Origin of the sequence: Burkholderia sp. WP9, assembly GCF_900104795.1 — a bacterium.
Lineage (GTDB): Bacteria > Pseudomonadota > Gammaproteobacteria > Burkholderiales > Burkholderiaceae > Paraburkholderia.
Genome location: NZ_FNTG01000001.1, coordinates 3214204 through 3228377 on the forward strand (window position 1 = coordinate 3214204; position 14174 = coordinate 3228377).

Annotated in this window: 17 protein-coding genes; 3 read left to right on the forward strand and 14 right to left on the reverse strand. The window is 63.8% G+C overall.

Annotated features, from left to right (window positions below; translation table 11 throughout):
* The first annotated feature begins 12 nt into the window (after positions 1-12).
* A complete protein-coding gene (locus tag BLW71_RS14265) occupies positions 13-696 on the forward strand; it encodes a histidinol-phosphatase (protein ID WP_091796886.1) in 684 nt (227 codons plus the stop codon).
* A gap of 43 nt (positions 697-739) precedes the next feature.
* On the opposite strand, the gene BLW71_RS14270 is transcribed toward BLW71_RS14265, so the two are convergent.
* Genes BLW71_RS14270 through tauA form a run of 3 tightly spaced genes read right to left on the reverse strand, consistent with a single transcriptional unit; the run spans position 740 to position 3467 of the window.
* Positions 740-1579: an ABC transporter permease subunit gene (locus BLW71_RS14270; RefSeq protein ID WP_286162051.1), complete on the reverse strand. Its 840-nt coding sequence runs from the start codon at positions 1577-1579 to the stop codon at positions 740-742.
* Positions 1580-1605: 26 nt separating this feature from the next.
* Positions 1606-2403, reverse strand: a complete 798-nt coding sequence (locus BLW71_RS14275; RefSeq protein WP_091796888.1) for a taurine ABC transporter ATP-binding protein — start codon at positions 2401-2403, stop codon at positions 1606-1608.
* Between the two features lie 41 nt (positions 2404-2444).
* Positions 2445-3467: a taurine ABC transporter substrate-binding protein gene (gene tauA, locus BLW71_RS14280; RefSeq protein ID WP_091796889.1), complete on the reverse strand. Its 1023-nt coding sequence runs from the start codon at positions 3465-3467 to the stop codon at positions 2445-2447.
* Between the two features lie 385 nt (positions 3468-3852).
* On the opposite strand from tauA, the gene BLW71_RS42260 reads away from it, so the two are divergent.
* Positions 3853-3987, forward strand: a complete 135-nt coding sequence (locus BLW71_RS42260) for a hypothetical protein (RefSeq protein WP_286161997.1) — start codon at positions 3853-3855, stop codon at positions 3985-3987.
* Positions 3988-4101: 114 nt separating this feature from the next.
* On the opposite strand, the gene lipA is transcribed toward BLW71_RS42260, so the two are convergent.
* From lipA to BLW71_RS14295, 3 genes are all read right to left on the reverse strand, one after another.
* On the reverse strand, positions 4102-5106 hold the full coding sequence (gene lipA, locus BLW71_RS14285) for a lipoyl synthase (RefSeq protein WP_091796890.1): 1005 nt from the start codon (positions 5104-5106) through the stop codon (positions 4102-4104).
* A gap of 13 nt (positions 5107-5119) precedes the next feature.
* Positions 5120-5845, reverse strand: a complete 726-nt coding sequence (gene lipB / locus BLW71_RS14290) for a lipoyl(octanoyl) transferase LipB (protein WP_091796891.1) — start codon at positions 5843-5845, stop codon at positions 5120-5122.
* Between the two features lie 230 nt (positions 5846-6075).
* The gene (locus tag BLW71_RS14295; RefSeq protein ID WP_091796892.1) at positions 6076-6402 is read right to left on the reverse strand and encodes a DUF2917 domain-containing protein; all 327 of its coding nucleotides are present in this window, start codon (positions 6400-6402) and stop codon (positions 6076-6078) included.
* Positions 6403-6500: 98 nt separating this feature from the next.
* Between BLW71_RS14295 and BLW71_RS14300 the strand changes: the two genes are divergently transcribed.
* The gene (locus BLW71_RS14300; protein ID WP_091796893.1) at positions 6501-7469 is read left to right on the forward strand and encodes a transcriptional regulator GcvA; all 969 of its coding nucleotides are present in this window, start codon (positions 6501-6503) and stop codon (positions 7467-7469) included.
* Positions 7470-7489: 20 nt separating this feature from the next.
* On the opposite strand, the gene BLW71_RS14305 is transcribed toward BLW71_RS14300, so the two are convergent.
* The 8 genes from BLW71_RS14305 to BLW71_RS14340 all read right to left on the reverse strand — a co-directional run bounded on the left by BLW71_RS14305 (position 7490) and on the right by BLW71_RS14340 (position 14165).
* Complete coding sequence (locus BLW71_RS14305) at positions 7490-7759, reverse strand: DUF493 family protein (protein WP_091796894.1); 270 nt, start codon at positions 7757-7759, stop codon at positions 7490-7492.
* A complete protein-coding gene (locus tag BLW71_RS14310; protein WP_091796895.1) occupies positions 7731-8696 on the reverse strand; it encodes a D-amino acid aminotransferase in 966 nt (321 codons plus the stop codon). The genes BLW71_RS14305 and BLW71_RS14310 overlap by 29 nt, the downstream gene beginning before the upstream one ends.
* 13 nt (positions 8697-8709) lie before the next feature.
* Positions 8710-9939, reverse strand: a complete 1230-nt coding sequence (locus tag BLW71_RS14315; RefSeq protein WP_091796896.1) for a D-alanyl-D-alanine carboxypeptidase family protein — start codon at positions 9937-9939, stop codon at positions 8710-8712.
* A 316-nt stretch (positions 9940-10255) separates the two neighbouring features.
* Positions 10256-10900 carry an alpha/beta hydrolase gene (locus BLW71_RS14320; RefSeq protein WP_091796897.1) on the reverse strand — a complete coding sequence of 215 codons (645 nt, stop codon included), beginning with the start codon at positions 10898-10900 and terminating at the stop codon, positions 10256-10258.
* 8 nt (positions 10901-10908) lie between these two features.
* Positions 10909-11232, reverse strand: coding sequence for a (2Fe-2S) ferredoxin domain-containing protein (locus tag BLW71_RS14325; RefSeq protein WP_091796898.1), 324 nt, complete (start codon positions 11230-11232; stop codon positions 10909-10911).
* A gap of 124 nt (positions 11233-11356) precedes the next feature.
* On the reverse strand, positions 11357-12514 hold the full coding sequence (locus BLW71_RS14330; protein WP_091796899.1) for a VanZ family protein: 1158 nt from the start codon (positions 12512-12514) through the stop codon (positions 11357-11359).
* A 31-nt stretch (positions 12515-12545) separates the two neighbouring features.
* Positions 12546-13172, reverse strand: coding sequence for an ABC-type transport auxiliary lipoprotein family protein (locus BLW71_RS14335; protein ID WP_091796900.1), 627 nt, complete (start codon positions 13170-13172; stop codon positions 12546-12548).
* A 30-nt stretch (positions 13173-13202) separates the two neighbouring features.
* Positions 13203-14165: an MlaD family protein gene (locus BLW71_RS14340; RefSeq protein WP_091796901.1), complete on the reverse strand. Its 963-nt coding sequence runs from the start codon at positions 14163-14165 to the stop codon at positions 13203-13205.
* Between the last annotated feature and the right edge of the window lie 9 nt (positions 14166-14174).

The window sequence follows — 14174 nt, forward strand, 5'->3', positions numbered from 1 at the left end:
TGAGGACTCTGGATGAGCCGCAACCTTGCGCTGTTCGACCTGGACCACACGTTGCTGCCGCTCGATAGCGATCAGGCGTGGGCCCACTTCATTGCCGGATTGGGTATAGAAGGCGCCGTGCGGCACGCGCAGGAAATCGACGATTACTACCGGCAGTATGTGGCCGGCACGCTCGACATGACCGCCTATCTGAACTACACGCTAGCACCGCTTGCTCGCCACTCGCGCGAGCAACTCGACGCGTGGCATGCGCAGTTCATGCAAGAGGTGATTGCGCCCGCCATCCTGCCGGCTGCGCGCGAACTCGTGCAACGCCATCTTGATGCGGGCGACCTGTGCTGCATCGTCACCGCTACGAACGTGTTCATCACGGAGCCGATCGGCAAGGCACTCGGTTTCGAGCATCTGCTGGGCATCGAGCTCGGCACCGAAGGCGGCGATCCGTTGGCGCGCTTTACGGGAACGGCTGTCGGCACGCCCACCTTCCGCGAAGGCAAGATCACGCGCACCGAGAGTTGGCTCGCGTCGCTTGGGCACCGCCTGCAGGATTTCCCGCAGAGCTGGTTCTATAGCGACTCGATCAACGACGTCCCCTTGCTGGAACGCGTCACGCATCCGGTCGCGACCAATCCCGATCCACGCTTGCGTGCGGTCGCCGCGGAACGCGGCTGGCCGGTGATCGAACTATTTGCCTGAGCTTGTGTTTTATTGAGTTCGATGCGGCGCGGCAGCCGCCGCGCTACACGCGCCCTTTCCACGGCACGAGCCGCCGCTCGAGCGCTCGCATACCCAGATCGAAGAACCACGCGATCAGACCGATCAGCACGACGCCCATCACCACCACGTCGGTACGCAGAAAGCTCGACGCGTTCAGCACCATCTGACCCAGGCCCGTGGTGGCCGCGACCATTTCGGCGGCGACCAGCGTGGTCCAGCCGAAGCCGATTGCGATCCGCAGGCCCGTCAGAATCTCCGGTAGCGCGGCGGGCAGGACCACGTGCCGCACGATCTGCGAAAAGCGGCCGCCCAGTGAATACGCCGCATGAATCTGCTCGATCGTTGCGCTGCGCACGCCGGCGCGTGCGGCCATAGCAATCGGCGCGAAGCAGGCGAGATAGATCACGACGATCTTCGCCGTTTCGTCGATGCCGAACCAGATCACCACCAGCGGCAGATAAGCGAGCGGCGGCAGCGGCCGGTAGAACTCCAGCGGCGGATCGAGAAGGCCGCGCGCGACCCGGCTCACGCCCATCAGGATACCGACCGGCACGGCCGTGACCGCGGCGAGCGCAAACGCACCGAACACGCGCAACGCACTCCATGCGAGATGCTCTGAAAGCGGCAAGCCGCCTTGAATGCGGCCGTGCCACGCGTCGACAAAGGCGGCCCAGACGGCTTCGGGCGCCGGCAGAAAGAGCGGCGGCAGCCAATGCAGATGCGTGGCAAGCCACCACAACGCCGCGAGCGTCGTGACCGAGAGCGCGCTGAGTGCCGCGCTCGGACCTTCGCCCGGCAAACGCCAGCCGCGTACGGGACGCGCGGTACGCTGCGGCCGCTTGCCGGTCCCGGCGAGCGGCACATTGCCCAATGATTCACGCGAAGCCGTCACGACACCACCTCTTCCTGATTACGCTCGCGCAGCCGATGCACCAACAGCTCGCGCCACTCGATGAAATCCGCCGACGACTTCACCGCGCGTGCATCGCGCGTCTGCAGGAAACGCTGCGCGAACGGTAAGCCGTAGCTATCGGCGATGCGGCCCGGACCCGGCGTCATGACGACGAGGCGGGTCGCGAGAAAGAGCGCCTCTTCGACGCTGTGGGTAATGAAAAACACCGTCTTGCGCGTGCGGCCCCAGACGTCGAGTACGAGTTCCTGCATCGACTCGCGCGTCATGGCGTCGAGTGCGCCCATCGGCTCGTCCATTAGCAGCACTTGCGGATCGCTGGCCAGCGCGCGGGCGATTCCCACACGCTGCTGCATGCCGCCCGACAGCGCATAGACTTGCGAGCGCGCATGCTTTTCGAGTCCGACGAGCTTCAGCATGTCGAGCGCAATGCGCTCGCGCTCCGCCTTGGGTACGCGTTGAAAACGCAAGCCGAGTGCGACGTTGTCGAGCACGTCGAGCCACGGCATCAACGCATACTTCTGGAACACCACACCGCGGTCCGCACCCGGCCCGATGACGGGTTCGCCGTTCAGCCGCACCTCGCCTTCAGTCGGCTGGATAAAGCCTGCAATGCAGTTGAGCAAAGTCGTTTTGCCACAGCCCGACGCGCCCAGCGCGACCACGAACTCACCGGGTTCGATACGCAGATCGACATCGGCTAGCGCGACATGCGGCGCCGCGCCGCGCGTGCCTTCGTAGGCGACTTGCAATTGCCGTATTTCAAGACCGCTCATCGCCGGACCTCATGATGCTGATTGAAAACTGACTGCGCCGATCAGTGCGCCGCGCGTTGCACGAACTGCGGATCGACACCGGTCGAGTAATCGGCCAGCACGTTCTGGATCGTGCCTTGCGTCTTCAAAAACGCCGCGGTCGCAGCCAGCGACTTCGCCGCGCCCGATTGCGCGCCGCCGCCAAGCCATGCATTCGAAGCCTGCTGGGCGGGCGTCGGGAACGCGTACAACGCGAGGCTCGCCGGCACTTCCTGCGCGTTCGCGCCGGACTCTTTCGCGACCGCCTCGACCTGCGGCGACGAAGCCGTCCATGCGGAGGTGTGGTCGCGATAATTCGCGTCGGTTGCGGCCAGCACCTTCACGAAGCGCGTGACAAATTCGGCGTTCTGACTGGCGAACTTGCGATCGACCACGAACCCGTCGAACGTCGCCTTGCCGGTTTGCTGCGCGACCTGCCCCGAGGTGATGAGCACCTTGCCGCTCTTCTTGACCTTGGCCAGTACCGGATCCCAGATGTACGTTGCGTCGATGTCGCCACGCTCCCACGCCGCCGCGACTTCAGGCGGGCGCAGGTTGACGATCTTGACGTCGGCCGGATTCACGCCTGCGCTCTGCAACGCGACCAATGTATGAAAGTGCGAGGTGGACACGAACGGCACGCCGATTTTCTTGCCCTTGAGGCCCGCGATGCTCGTGACATTGGAGCCGTCGCGGGCGACCAGCGCTTCGGCGTCGTTGATATTGTCGAGAATCCAGAACAGCGAAATATCCACGCCCTGCGACAGCCCGGCCGCGATCGGGCTGGAGCCGGCTTCACCGAGTTGCACCGAACCGGACGCCAACGCGCGGATCACGTCGGCGCCGCTGCCGAGTTTGCGGTAAGTGATCTTGTAGCCGGTGGCTTTCTCCACTTCGCCGGTGGCCTGCGCGTAGCGCCACGGCACCACCATGTCCTGATACGCAATCACGACTTCTTTGGTGTCGGCGTGCGCCACGGAAGCAAACGGCGCGGACAGTGCGAGCAGCGTGGCGAACGCGGTAAGCGAACGGCGAAAGCGGTTCATCGTGAAGCCTCATGAGTAGGTAGGGTTCGGGAGGCTTTCGACTATAGGCAGTTTGCTCGCGGCCGGTTCTAATTAATCCGCGATTGCTAATCACGCTGTTTTAGCATTGCTTTTCATGTTCGGTTGGTTAGCGGCGACTGCTGCTGCGTCATTTCGATGTGCGCCAGGCGGCGTCTATCCTCGTGTCGTTCGGCGCGGCTGACTCATCGCCACACCTTGAATACCGTAGCGGCGACACAGCACAGGAAGGCAGGCTGATGTGGCCTTCGCTAATCATGACCGCGACCGTCGCCGCCTCATTCGCACCACCTCATTATTCGTTAACCTAACTAATTTTTAATTGCCCCGGCTATACTTCCATGCACGTCCAACAGGGATATCCAATATGCCCAATCTGATCGACTACATTATCGAGAACCGCGAGCTGCGCTATCGCATTATCGAGCTCAGCATTCCTTTTTCCATCATCGGTGGAACGATGTCCTCGATCTGCATGCTGCTTGCACGGTACTACCGGTAACTCGCGGGAGCAGAACAACAGCGCGCGATTCCTGTTCTCGATGTTTCGCCGCCCCAAAGAAAAAAGCCTGCAACACGTGCAGGCTTTTCTCAATCCAACCGCTAGCGAAAATACTCAGACCACACCGGCTCCATGCGCCTGCAAATCTGCGTGGTAGCTCGAACGAACCATTGCGCCCACTGCGGCGTGCGTGAAACCCATCTTGTACGCTTCTTCCTCGTACATCTTGAACGTGTCCGGGTGCACGTACGAGCGCACCGGCAGATGGTGCTCAGACGGCTGCAGGTATTGACCGATCGTCAGCATGTCCACGTCGTGCTCGCGCAGATCGCGCATTACTTGCAGAATCTCTTCTTCGGTTTCGCCAAGGCCGACCATCAGACCGGACTTGGTGGCCACGTCGGGATGCAGCGCCTTGAAGTCTTTCAGCAGCTTCAGCGAATGCGCGTAGTCCGAACCCGGCCGCGCTTCCTTGTACAGACGCGGCACCGTTTCGAGGTTGTGATTCATCACATCGGGCGGTGCGGCGTTCAGGATGCCGAGCGCGCGATCCAGGCGGCCGCGGAAGTCCGGCGTCAGAATTTCAATGCGCGTCTCCGGCGAAAGCTCACGCGTCTGACGGATACATTCCACGAAGTGGGCCGCGCCACCGTCACGCAAATCGTCACGGTCAACGCTGGTGATCACCACGTACTTCAGTTTCAGCGCAGCAATTGTGCGCGCGAGATTACCGGGCTCATCCGCGTCGAGCGGATCTGGGCGACCGTGGCCGACGTCGCAGAACGGGCAACGGCGCGTGCACTTGTCGCCCATGATCATGAAGGTCGCGGTGCCCTTGCCGAAGCATTCGCCAATGTTCGGGCAGCTCGCTTCTTCACACACCGTGTGAAGATTGTGCTCGCGCAGGATCTGCTTGATTTCGTAGAAACGCGAATTGCCGGTGGCCGCCTTGACGCGAATCCAGTCCGGTTTCTTCAGCTTCTCGATCGGGATGACCTTGATGGGAATACGGGCGGTCTTGGCTTGGGCTTTCTGCTTCGCGGTAGCGTCGTAGGCGGCGGGGGCCGGCACGGCATCAGGAGCGGGAGAAGCTGCGAGGTTCGCGGTAACGTCAGTCATTCGTTCGGTCCAGTCAGGCGGTGAGTGCACCGGCCTGTGGTTGGGCGACGGCCGCGGGACTGCCGTCGAGGTTTGCGGTGAGGCGTGCTGCAAAGGTATGGGCCACGTCGTCCCAGCCGGCGGTAACGCCTAGCGTTGCCATATCGACCGTTTCGAGCCCTGCGTAGCCGCACGGATTGATGGCCAGAAACGGTCGCAAATCCATGCTCACGTTCAGGCTCACGCCGTGATAGCTGCAGCCGTTGCGGATTTTCAAACCCAGCGCCGCGATCTTGGCGCCGGCATGCAACCCGGCGTCCGGCCCGGGCGCCACGTAGATACCGGGTGCGCCCGCCTTTCGTTCTCCGGCGAGATTATACGCCGCAAGCGTGTCGATCACGGCTTGCTCGATCCGCGTGACCAACTCGCGCACCATCAGCTTGCGACGGCGCAAATCGAGCAGCAGATAAGCCACGACCTGGCCGGGCCCGTGATACGTGATTTGCCCGCCCCGGTCGACTTTGACCAGAGGAATGCCGCTGTCGGCGGCCAGCAGATGGGCGGGATCGCCCGCCTGGCCTAGCGTAAAGACGGGAGGGTGTTCGACCAGCCAGATTTCGTCGGGGGTATCTGCCGTGCGCTCGTCGGTGAACGCGCGCATGGCGTCGAAACTGGTCTGGTAGGGTTCGCTGCCACGCCAACGCAGCGTAAGCGGCACAGAGGCAGGCAAGGGGATGGGTAAAACCGGGGTGGCGCACATGATTTCGCCAGTTTACCGAAATACGGGAATCCTCGCCGGAACTGGGCGCGTTGGGAGTGTCACGTCGGGGGCGACTCGTTCGCCCTTGAAGGGCAAAACCGGTGTGGTCCAGCCTCGCCGGTCTTGCCAGCCGCCGTCGCGTGGCTGAGCCAGCAGCGTGCTCAGGCCAGAGGCGACGCTCAACCGTTCAGCAGCATCGTTCGCCGAACCTGGCGCGCCCCTCGCATCCGTCAAACCGTCCGCCAGCCACCCCGCACGCGCGCCGCCAGCCGTTCGCCGATCCGCGCGAACCAGTTCAGCGCACGCTCATCGCAACGCGTCGGCACGGAAAACGCCACCTTTGCCTGCGTGTCGCCTTCAGCGCTCAGCCACAACCGTTCTCCGCGCCGAAGTCGCAGCGTGTGACCGGGTTGCAGCCAGTAATCCTCGATGTCGTCGCTGCGTGTGACCCATACCGCGCCGCCGCGAACGACCAGCTTGGTACTGCGCGCCACCTTCAACGGAAGTGTTTCGCCACTGCGGATTTCAAACGCTATGCTAGAGGAAATTTCTCGCATGATGCCCTCGCCAAAAAACGTTTCGTGACTACAATCCTAGGCGTAGCAAGGGTTTACGCAAAACGATCTATTTTCACCTCTATGTGAGAAATATTGGCATGGACCTCCGGCAACTCCCCGCACTGAACGCGATCAAGGCGTTCGAGGCCGCCGCCCGTCACGAAAGCTTCTCGCGCGCGGCCGACGAACTCTTCGTCACCCACGGCGCCGTCAGCCACCAGATCCGCGCGCTCGAGGCCGAACTGGGCGTCTCGCTGTTCGCGCGCGACGGCAAGCGCGTGCGGCTCACCGAGACCGGCCGGCGCTATGCCACGCACGTGCGCTCCGCGCTGATGGCGCTCGCCGACGCCACCCGCCAGATCCGCGCCGGCGACCGCGAGCGGCGGCTCGTCGTGTCCATGCTGTCGTCGTTTGCGGCGCGCTGGGTGACGCCGCGCGTCGGCAGCTTTATCGAGGCGCATCCGCAGTGGGACCTCGAACTGCTATCCACCAACGCACTAACGGATTTCGCGCGTGACGACGTCGACGTGGCGATCCGTTTTGGCTTCGGCAAATATTCGGGGTTGCATTCGGAATTATTGCTGGAGGAGATTTTCTTTCCCGCCTGCGCGCCGAATTTCAACGGCGGCAAGCTGCCGCAAACGCCGGCCGATCTGGCCAACGTCCCGCTGCTGCGTTCCGACGACGAGCTATGGCGTCCCTGGTTCGACGCCGCCGGCCTCACCGACTGGCCCGAGCCGAAGCGCGGCGTGTTGTACCAGGATTCGTCGAATCTGCTGCAAGCGGCCATCGACGGCCAGGGCGTCGCGCTCACGCGCCGCTCACTGGCCATGCACGAGATCGCGGCAGGCCGCCTTGTGCGTCTATTCGATGTGGATGGACCGAGCCCGTGGCAGTACTACTTCATCTGCCCGCCGCAGATGCTCGAAACCGCCCGGGTCAGAGCATTTCGCGACTGGGTGTTCGAAGAGGTGGGACGCTTCAAGCAGCTTTTTGACCGTGCTTGCGAGGCGGGACCCGGCTCAAGCGCGGGAAGGACGGCGGACGCATTGCGCATCACGCCGTAAATCAGACGCGGGGAGATGCGTTACAGCACGACCTTCACCATCGGGTGGCCGGTGAGTGCGCGGTAGATATCGTCGAGCTGATCGCGGCTCGTGGCGCGCACCGTGACGGTCAGGCCGGTGTAGTTGCCACCGCTGGACGGCCGCATCTCCACGCGCGATTCGTCGACTTCATTGTCGAACCGCCGGACCACCGTAACGATCGTCTCGGCGAACTCGGGATGCGATTTGCCCATGATCTTGATCGGGAAATCGCAGGGAAACTCAAACAGTGATTCGTTCACGGGACTCATTTTCTACTCCTTGCTGCGCCTCGCGCGCTTCCTGGGTCTTGGCTCGCTGATAAGCCGCGTACAGCGCCGCAAAGACCGCACCCGGTTTGCCCTCGCCGACCGGCTGGCCGTCGAGCTGCGTGACCGGCAGCACTTCCTTGGTTGCCGAACTGACAATGATCTCGTCCGCCGCGCGCAGTTCGGCCTCGCCAATCTCACGCGCCTCGAAACGGATGCCGCATTCGCCCGCCAGTTCCTCGATCAGGCCGTACCGAATCCCTTCGAGAATCTTGTGGCTGCGCGGCGGCGCGGACAACACGCCGTCCTTCACCATCCACACATTCGACGACGACCCTTCGGTCAGCATGCCGTCGCGAAACTGGATGGTCTCGAACGCGTCGTTCTCCGCGGCGTATTGCGCCATCAGCACGTTGCCGAGCAACGAGACCGACTTGATATCGCAATTGAGCCAGCGACGATCTTCCGCAGTGACGCAACGCACGCCTTGCGCACGCTGTGCCGCGTCCGGCAGGTTCAGCGGCGTGACCATCACGAACACGGTCGGCTGGATGCCCGCAGGAAAAGCATGTCCGCGTTTCGCGACACCGCGCGTGACCTGAATATAGGCAATTGCGTCCTGATCGGCGCGCAAACCGCCATCCGCCTCGTTCGCCGCGACCACCTGCCCGATCAGCGCGCGCCAGCCGGCGTCGTCGAACGGATTGGCGATGCCGATCTTGCCGACCGAGCGCGCGAGCCGCGCGAGGTGCTGCTGGAAACGAAACGGCGTACGGCCGCCCGCTTGCGCGGGATGAGCGTAGAGCGGCGCGACTTCGTAGATACCGTCGCCGAAAATAAAGCCGCGGTCGAGAACCGGCACTCGCGCTTCGGACAACGGCACCAACTCGCCGTTCAGATAGACAATCGGATCAGGCGAAACATCGGAAACAGCGGTCATTGCAATCGGGCTCTTACTTCTTCTTGTTGAACATGAGCATCAGCGAATCCCACACGCGGCCAACCACGCCGGCTTGCGGAACGGCCTGCAAGGCCACCACCGGGAACTGCGCCAGCACCTTGCCGTCGGCGACCAGCTTCACCGTGCCGACCTGCTGACCGTTCGCGAGCGGCGCGATCAGCGGATCGATCTGCTCGATCTGCGGCTTCACCTTGTCGCCCATGCCCTTCGGCACGGTGATGTACTGATCGCCCTTCACGCCGATCTGCACGGTGTCCTGCGCACCCTTATAGACGCGCGGCGTGCCCACCACCTGATTCGCCTTGTACAGACGCACCGTGTCGTACGCGGTGTAGCCGTAGTTCAGCATCTTCAGGCTGTCCTGCACGCGGTCGTGTTCCTTGGTCTCGCCCATCATGACCGAGACGAGACGGCGCGATGCGTCCGTCGTGCCCGGCAGCGAACGCTTCGCGCTCGCGATCAGGCAGTAACCGGCGGCTTGCGTGTGACCGGTTTTCAGACCGTCCACCGTCGGGTCGATCCACAGCAGGCGATTGCGGTTCGGCTGCTTGATCTTGTTGTACGTGAATTCCTTGACCGAGAAAATGTTGTAGTAGTCGGGGAAGTCGCGAATCAGACGCGCCGACAGGATCGCGAGGTCGCCCGCGGTCGTGTAGTGCTGCGGGTCGGGCATGCCGTTCACGTCGGCGAAATGCGTGTGCTTCATGCCGAGGCGCTGCGCTTCGGTGTTCATCATGTTGACGAACTGCGCTTCGCTGCCGCCTACCAGTTCGGCCAGCGCGATCGCCGCGTCGTTACCCGACTGGATGATCATGCCGTAGACCAGATCGTGCACGGTCACCGGCTTGTTCGCTTCGATGAACATGCGCGATTCGTCGGTGCGCACGCGGCGCACGGCTTCGCTCGGCATGACCGTCTGTTCCATCGTGATCTTCTTCGTCTGCAGTGCTTCGAAGACGAGGTACGCCGTCATCAGCTTGGTGAGCGACGCGGGTTCCACGCGTTCGTCGGCGTTGCCCGAGGCGAGCACCTGGTTGCTGGTGGCGTCGACGAGCACCCACGAACGCGCGTTCACCGCCGGCGGCGGCACCTGCGCGAACGCCGTGCTGGCGGCGAGCGTGGCCGGCAACACGATGCCGAGAGTCACGGCACGGCTAAGCGTAGGGGAAACGAAGGAAGCAACAGAAGGGAACGACGTGCGGCCGGAGGTGGAGAAACGCATAGGGTCGATTCGTGCAGAAAAGTACATCGCGCGCAGGGCGCATTGTTTGGAAGAGCCGGTCGGCGGCGTCTGGCCGTAAAACGACACAGCGCCATTGGACTTCCGGCCACGCGATCGGTTCGCGCAGCACGCCCTGCATCCGGCACCGCTGCGGCGAAAAGACGCTACGCGTCGCGCGAACTGCCGGATGGGCGGCGCTGCGCCCAAAAAAGAGTCGCCATTATACGCGTGCTCTCCCGGTAACTTTGCGCAAAGGCCGGCGATTAATTTGCGTTTGCGCGTACCTGTACCCCGGAAAACACACGGCGCATGCCGATCACCGCCACGCGTCGACGATGATCCGCTTCAGAACGTGCAGCTTGCGATGCAGAAAATGTTCCGCCCCCGGAATCACGACCACGGGCAGTTCCTGCGGACGCGCCCAGTCGTAAACGGATTGAATGGGAACCGTCTCGTCGGTCTCGCCGTGAATCACGAGCGTGTTTTCCGGCACGGGCGCGACCTCCCAGCGGCTCGCCGCCGTGCCGACCAGCACCATTCGCTCGACCTCCTGACCTTCTTCGCGCAGCTTCGCGGCCACGTGCGACAGCACGAAAGTGCCGAACGAAAAACCCGCGAGCACGAGCGGCAGATCGGCCTGACCCGGTTCGGCGCGCATGTGATCGAGCACGGCGCGCAAGTCGTCACGCTCGCCGATGCCCGCGTCATGCTCCCCTTGCGTTTCGCCGACGCCGCGAAAATTCGAGCGATAGGTCACGTAGTTCAACTGCACGAGCGTGCGCGCGAGCGTTTGCGCGACCTTGTTGTCCATCGTGCCGCCGAACAGCGGATGCGGATGCGCGACCAGCGCGATGCCGCGCGGCGCGGCGCCGCTCTCGCGCGTTGCGTCGGGCAGATCCAGCGCGACCTCGATCTTGCCGACCGGGCCGTCGATCAGATACTTCTTCGTATGTGTGTTCATGGCGAGGCTTATTGATCGATTTTCAGACGCTCGACAATCTTGCCGGTCACCAGATGCGAGTCGACGATTTCGTCGATGTCGCTCTCGTCGACATACGTGTACCAGACGCCTTCCGGATACACGACGAGCGTTGGGCCGAGCTCGCAGCGGTCGAGGCAACCGGCCTTGTTGATGCGTACCTGACCCGGACCTGCGAGACCGAGTTTCTTCACGCGTTTTTTCGCATATTCCTGCATCTCCTGCGCGTTGCAGTTCGCGCAGCTCGGGCGCTCCGCGCCGGGCTCGCGCTGATTGAGACAGAAGAAGACGTGGTACTTGTAGAAGGAGTCCATGATGTCCGGGGCGAAACTGCCAGGGTGGGAATGGCGCTGAATGCACGACGGCGCGCCTGTTGTGCGAACGATTATAACGAGCGGGACCGGAGGCCGCCGATGCCGGCTGCGCTTCGCTCGGGCTTTATGCGTGCTTCACGCGCCGTCTGAGCCACGCCTGCTCGACCACATACGCCAGCCACACCAGCGCCGCGTACGGCCAGATCCATGCGAGCCAGTGCGCCAGACCGTTGAAGTGCAGATAGCGCCCTTGCCGCCAGTCGGCGAGCACGGCATCGAAATAAGGATTCACGGGCAACAGATTGACGAACACCAGCGCGACCGTCAGCGCGACACCTGCCAGCATCGCGCGGGACCGGCGCCGCAGTCGCAGCGCGCACAGTGCGGCCGCGGTGCCGCACACGAGCCCCGCGAGCGCGCCGGGCGTGGCCCAGTCGAACGCGAGACCGGACTGCGACTGCAAAAACGTCGCGCCGACCTTCACGCACAAGGTCATGAAAATGAACAGGAGCAACAAACGCACGCGCGGCGCATGCCGACGCACCGGCAACGACGCCAGCGCGAGCGCCGCGAACAGGTTGAGCGTGGTGATCACCGCTTCCCACACGTCGTCGGGCATCCAGGCGGCGACGACGGCCGGCCAGGCGCCAACGTGCCAGCCCGGCGGCGTCCACGCGAGCAACGCATCCTGGGTGGTCGAATCGAAACGCAGCCAGAGCGCGCGCGGCCAGTTGCCGAGACCGAACAGGCGTGGCGCCGGGTACATCGTCGCGAACGGCCACGCCGCGACCAGACACGCGAGCGCGGCTCGATCGCGCTCGAACCACACGAGCCGCAAGCGCCGCAGCAAACCGCGGTCGAGCAGCGCGCCCGTGGCCGGCGACATGATGGCCGCGCCGAGCAGCGCGCCGAGCGCATTGGCGGCGAGATCGAGGTTGGAAGCGACACGCGTCGGCAGATAGGTTTGCACGGCTTCCATCGCGCCCGAGAGCAGGCCGCCGAGCACGAAGGCGAGCGCGACTGCCAGCGTGCCGCGCCAGCGCGGATAGAGCGCAAGCACCACCAGCGCGCCGAACGGCATATAGCCGAGCACGTTGGTGACGACGTCGAACGCCGTCAGGTACTGCGGCATGGGATCGGACAGGAAAGCAAACGGACCGAGGCCGAGCGAACGCCAGCCCGAAAACGGATACCACGAACCGTAGACGATCAACGCGGCATACAGCACCAGCGCTTGCCGGGCGAGCGCCGACGGACGGCGCAGCCAGGGTCGTTCGCTCATGCAGCGCTCCGTTGCGTGCGCTGCGAGCCGGTCATTGCGCGGCGACCAGCGCCTGCACGCCGAGCCACGCGCCAATCTGCGCGACCAGATCGTCGCTGGCGGTAGCGAGCGCCTGCGCACCGCCGGCAGCGTCCGCCGACCTGGACGGCGCGCGCGCGATAAAGGTGCGCTGACCGATCACCTTGCCGCTCTGAATCAGCGTGGCGCGCGCGGTAACCGCGGCGTGACTTTCGGACTGGCTGTCGAAAACCTGTTCGAACTCGCTCAGATCGACCTTCAACACCGGCGCGGACACGCCGTCGGCGCCCGTCAGCACGGTGCCGCGCGAGCTGAGCGCGCCACGCAGACGCTGCGTCAGCAACTGCGAAGGCATCATGGTCCAGTGGCTGTTCGCGTAAGCAGCGGTCTGCTGTGCGTCGGCGAAGCTAAGACGGTAAACCAGCTTGTCCGATTCGAGCACGTCCGGTGCGCTGACGTCGAGCACCTTCACAGCCGGTGACGTACCCGCGGACGCCGCCGGAGCCGGCGGCCCGAAGTCGTAGCGAATGTCCGAGAGCGCCGCGGGGTTACCGGCGCAGCCCGCGGCCAGCACGCCGAATGCGAGCAACACCGCTAGCGCGGCGCTCGAGGAGAACAATCGGTGAATCGAGCGTGACATGACAATCTTCCTTTCTTCAAACCTTCAAAATCATTTGGCGGCGCGGGCGGCAGGCCACTGGAATCCTGCTTCGCCAGGGCCAGGCGCCACACCCGGCGCGCCGAACAGCACGCTGCGCGGATTGGTGCTGAACGTATCGGCTGCGCGATCCACCGAGCGGGCGGCGGAGCGCACGTCTTCAGCGAGCGAATTGACGCGCGGCAAGGTGTCGTAGCCGACCCGCGCCGACAGTTCCTGCAACGAGCCGTTCATCGACGTCAGCGCATCACCCGCCTGTTGCGCGGCCGTGCCGACCTTGTTCAGGTTGGTCTCGAACGGACCGTTCGGGCGGTTCAGCCCGGTGATCAACTGATTGGTCGACGCCAGCGTGCGGTCCAACTGATCCAGCGTGCCGGGCAACTTGCCGGCGGCCGGCGCGATCTGCTGGGTCAGCGTGGCGACGCCGTCCGCAGCCTTCTGAAGGCTCGCCGCCGTGCCTTGCAACTGCGCGGCCATTTCCGGCGACAACAGATTGTCGACGTCGTTTGCGACTTTTTCGAGTTTACGCAGCAGCACGTCGCCGCGTTGCTGCAGTTGATCGAGCAAGCCGGGGCGCATGGGCAACTGCGCGACCTGTTTGGCCGACGACGGCAGTGGCGTCGGATCGCGCCCGTTGTCATCCAGCTGGATGAAGGCGATACCGGTCACGCCCTGGAAACCCAGGCTGCCGAATGTCGAATGCGTAATCGGCGCGTGCGTGTCCACGAGAATACGGATCAGAATCTGCCCGGGATGATCCGGATCGAATTTGATCGACTGCACCTTGCCGACGTCGAGCCCCCGGTAGCGCACCGCAGCGTCGGTAAACAGGCCCGTGACGTTGGTGCGCGCAATCAGATCGTACGGCACCCGCACGGAACGGTCGACGTTGAACAAAAAAGCCGCCACCGCGACTGCCGCCAGCAAAACGATCGTGAAGAGCCCGGCCCAGAAGGCATGTGATTTGTTTTCCATTGTCAGGTT

Excerpts from the sequence above, each read along its gene's own strand:
- BLW71_RS14295 (WP_091796892.1), bottom strand. The coding sequence starts at position 6,402 with ATGCGAGAAATTTCCTCTAGCATAGCGTTTGAAATCCGCAGTGGCGAA.
- BLW71_RS14325 (WP_091796898.1), bottom strand. The coding sequence starts at position 11,232 with ATGGACTCCTTCTACAAGTACCACGTCTTCTTCTGTCTCAATCAGCGC.
- BLW71_RS14300 (WP_091796893.1), top strand. The coding sequence starts at position 6,501 with ATGGACCTCCGGCAACTCCCCGCACTGAACGCGATCAAGGCGTTCGAG.
- BLW71_RS14320 (WP_091796897.1), bottom strand. The coding sequence starts at position 10,900 with ATGAACACACATACGAAGAAGTATCTGATCGACGGCCCGGTCGGCAAG.
- BLW71_RS14310 (WP_091796895.1), bottom strand. The coding sequence starts at position 8,696 with ATGACCGCTGTTTCCGATGTTTCGCCTGATCCGATTGTCTATCTGAAC.
- BLW71_RS14315 (WP_091796896.1), bottom strand. The coding sequence starts at position 9,939 with ATGCGTTTCTCCACCTCCGGCCGCACGTCGTTCCCTTCTGTTGCTTCC.
- BLW71_RS14265 (WP_091796886.1), top strand. The coding sequence starts at position 13 with ATGAGCCGCAACCTTGCGCTGTTCGACCTGGACCACACGTTGCTGCCG.
- BLW71_RS14275 (WP_091796888.1), bottom strand. The coding sequence starts at position 2,403 with ATGAGCGGTCTTGAAATACGGCAATTGCAAGTCGCCTACGAAGGCACG.
- lipB (WP_091796891.1), bottom strand. The coding sequence starts at position 5,845 with ATGTGCGCCACCCCGGTTTTACCCATCCCCTTGCCTGCCTCTGTGCCG.
- tauA (WP_091796889.1), bottom strand. The coding sequence starts at position 3,467 with ATGAACCGCTTTCGCCGTTCGCTTACCGCGTTCGCCACGCTGCTCGCA.
- BLW71_RS42260 (WP_286161997.1), top strand. The coding sequence starts at position 3,853 with ATGCCCAATCTGATCGACTACATTATCGAGAACCGCGAGCTGCGCTAT.
- BLW71_RS14335 (WP_091796900.1), bottom strand. The coding sequence starts at position 13,172 with ATGTCACGCTCGATTCACCGATTGTTCTCCTCGAGCGCCGCGCTAGCG.
- BLW71_RS14330 (WP_091796899.1), bottom strand. The coding sequence starts at position 12,514 with ATGAGCGAACGACCCTGGCTGCGCCGTCCGTCGGCGCTCGCCCGGCAA.
- BLW71_RS14305 (WP_091796894.1), bottom strand. The coding sequence starts at position 7,759 with ATGAGTCCCGTGAACGAATCACTGTTTGAGTTTCCCTGCGATTTCCCG.
- lipA (WP_091796890.1), bottom strand. The coding sequence starts at position 5,106 with ATGACTGACGTTACCGCGAACCTCGCAGCTTCTCCCGCTCCTGATGCC.
- BLW71_RS14340 (WP_091796901.1), bottom strand. The coding sequence starts at position 14,165 with ATGGAAAACAAATCACATGCCTTCTGGGCCGGGCTCTTCACGATCGTT.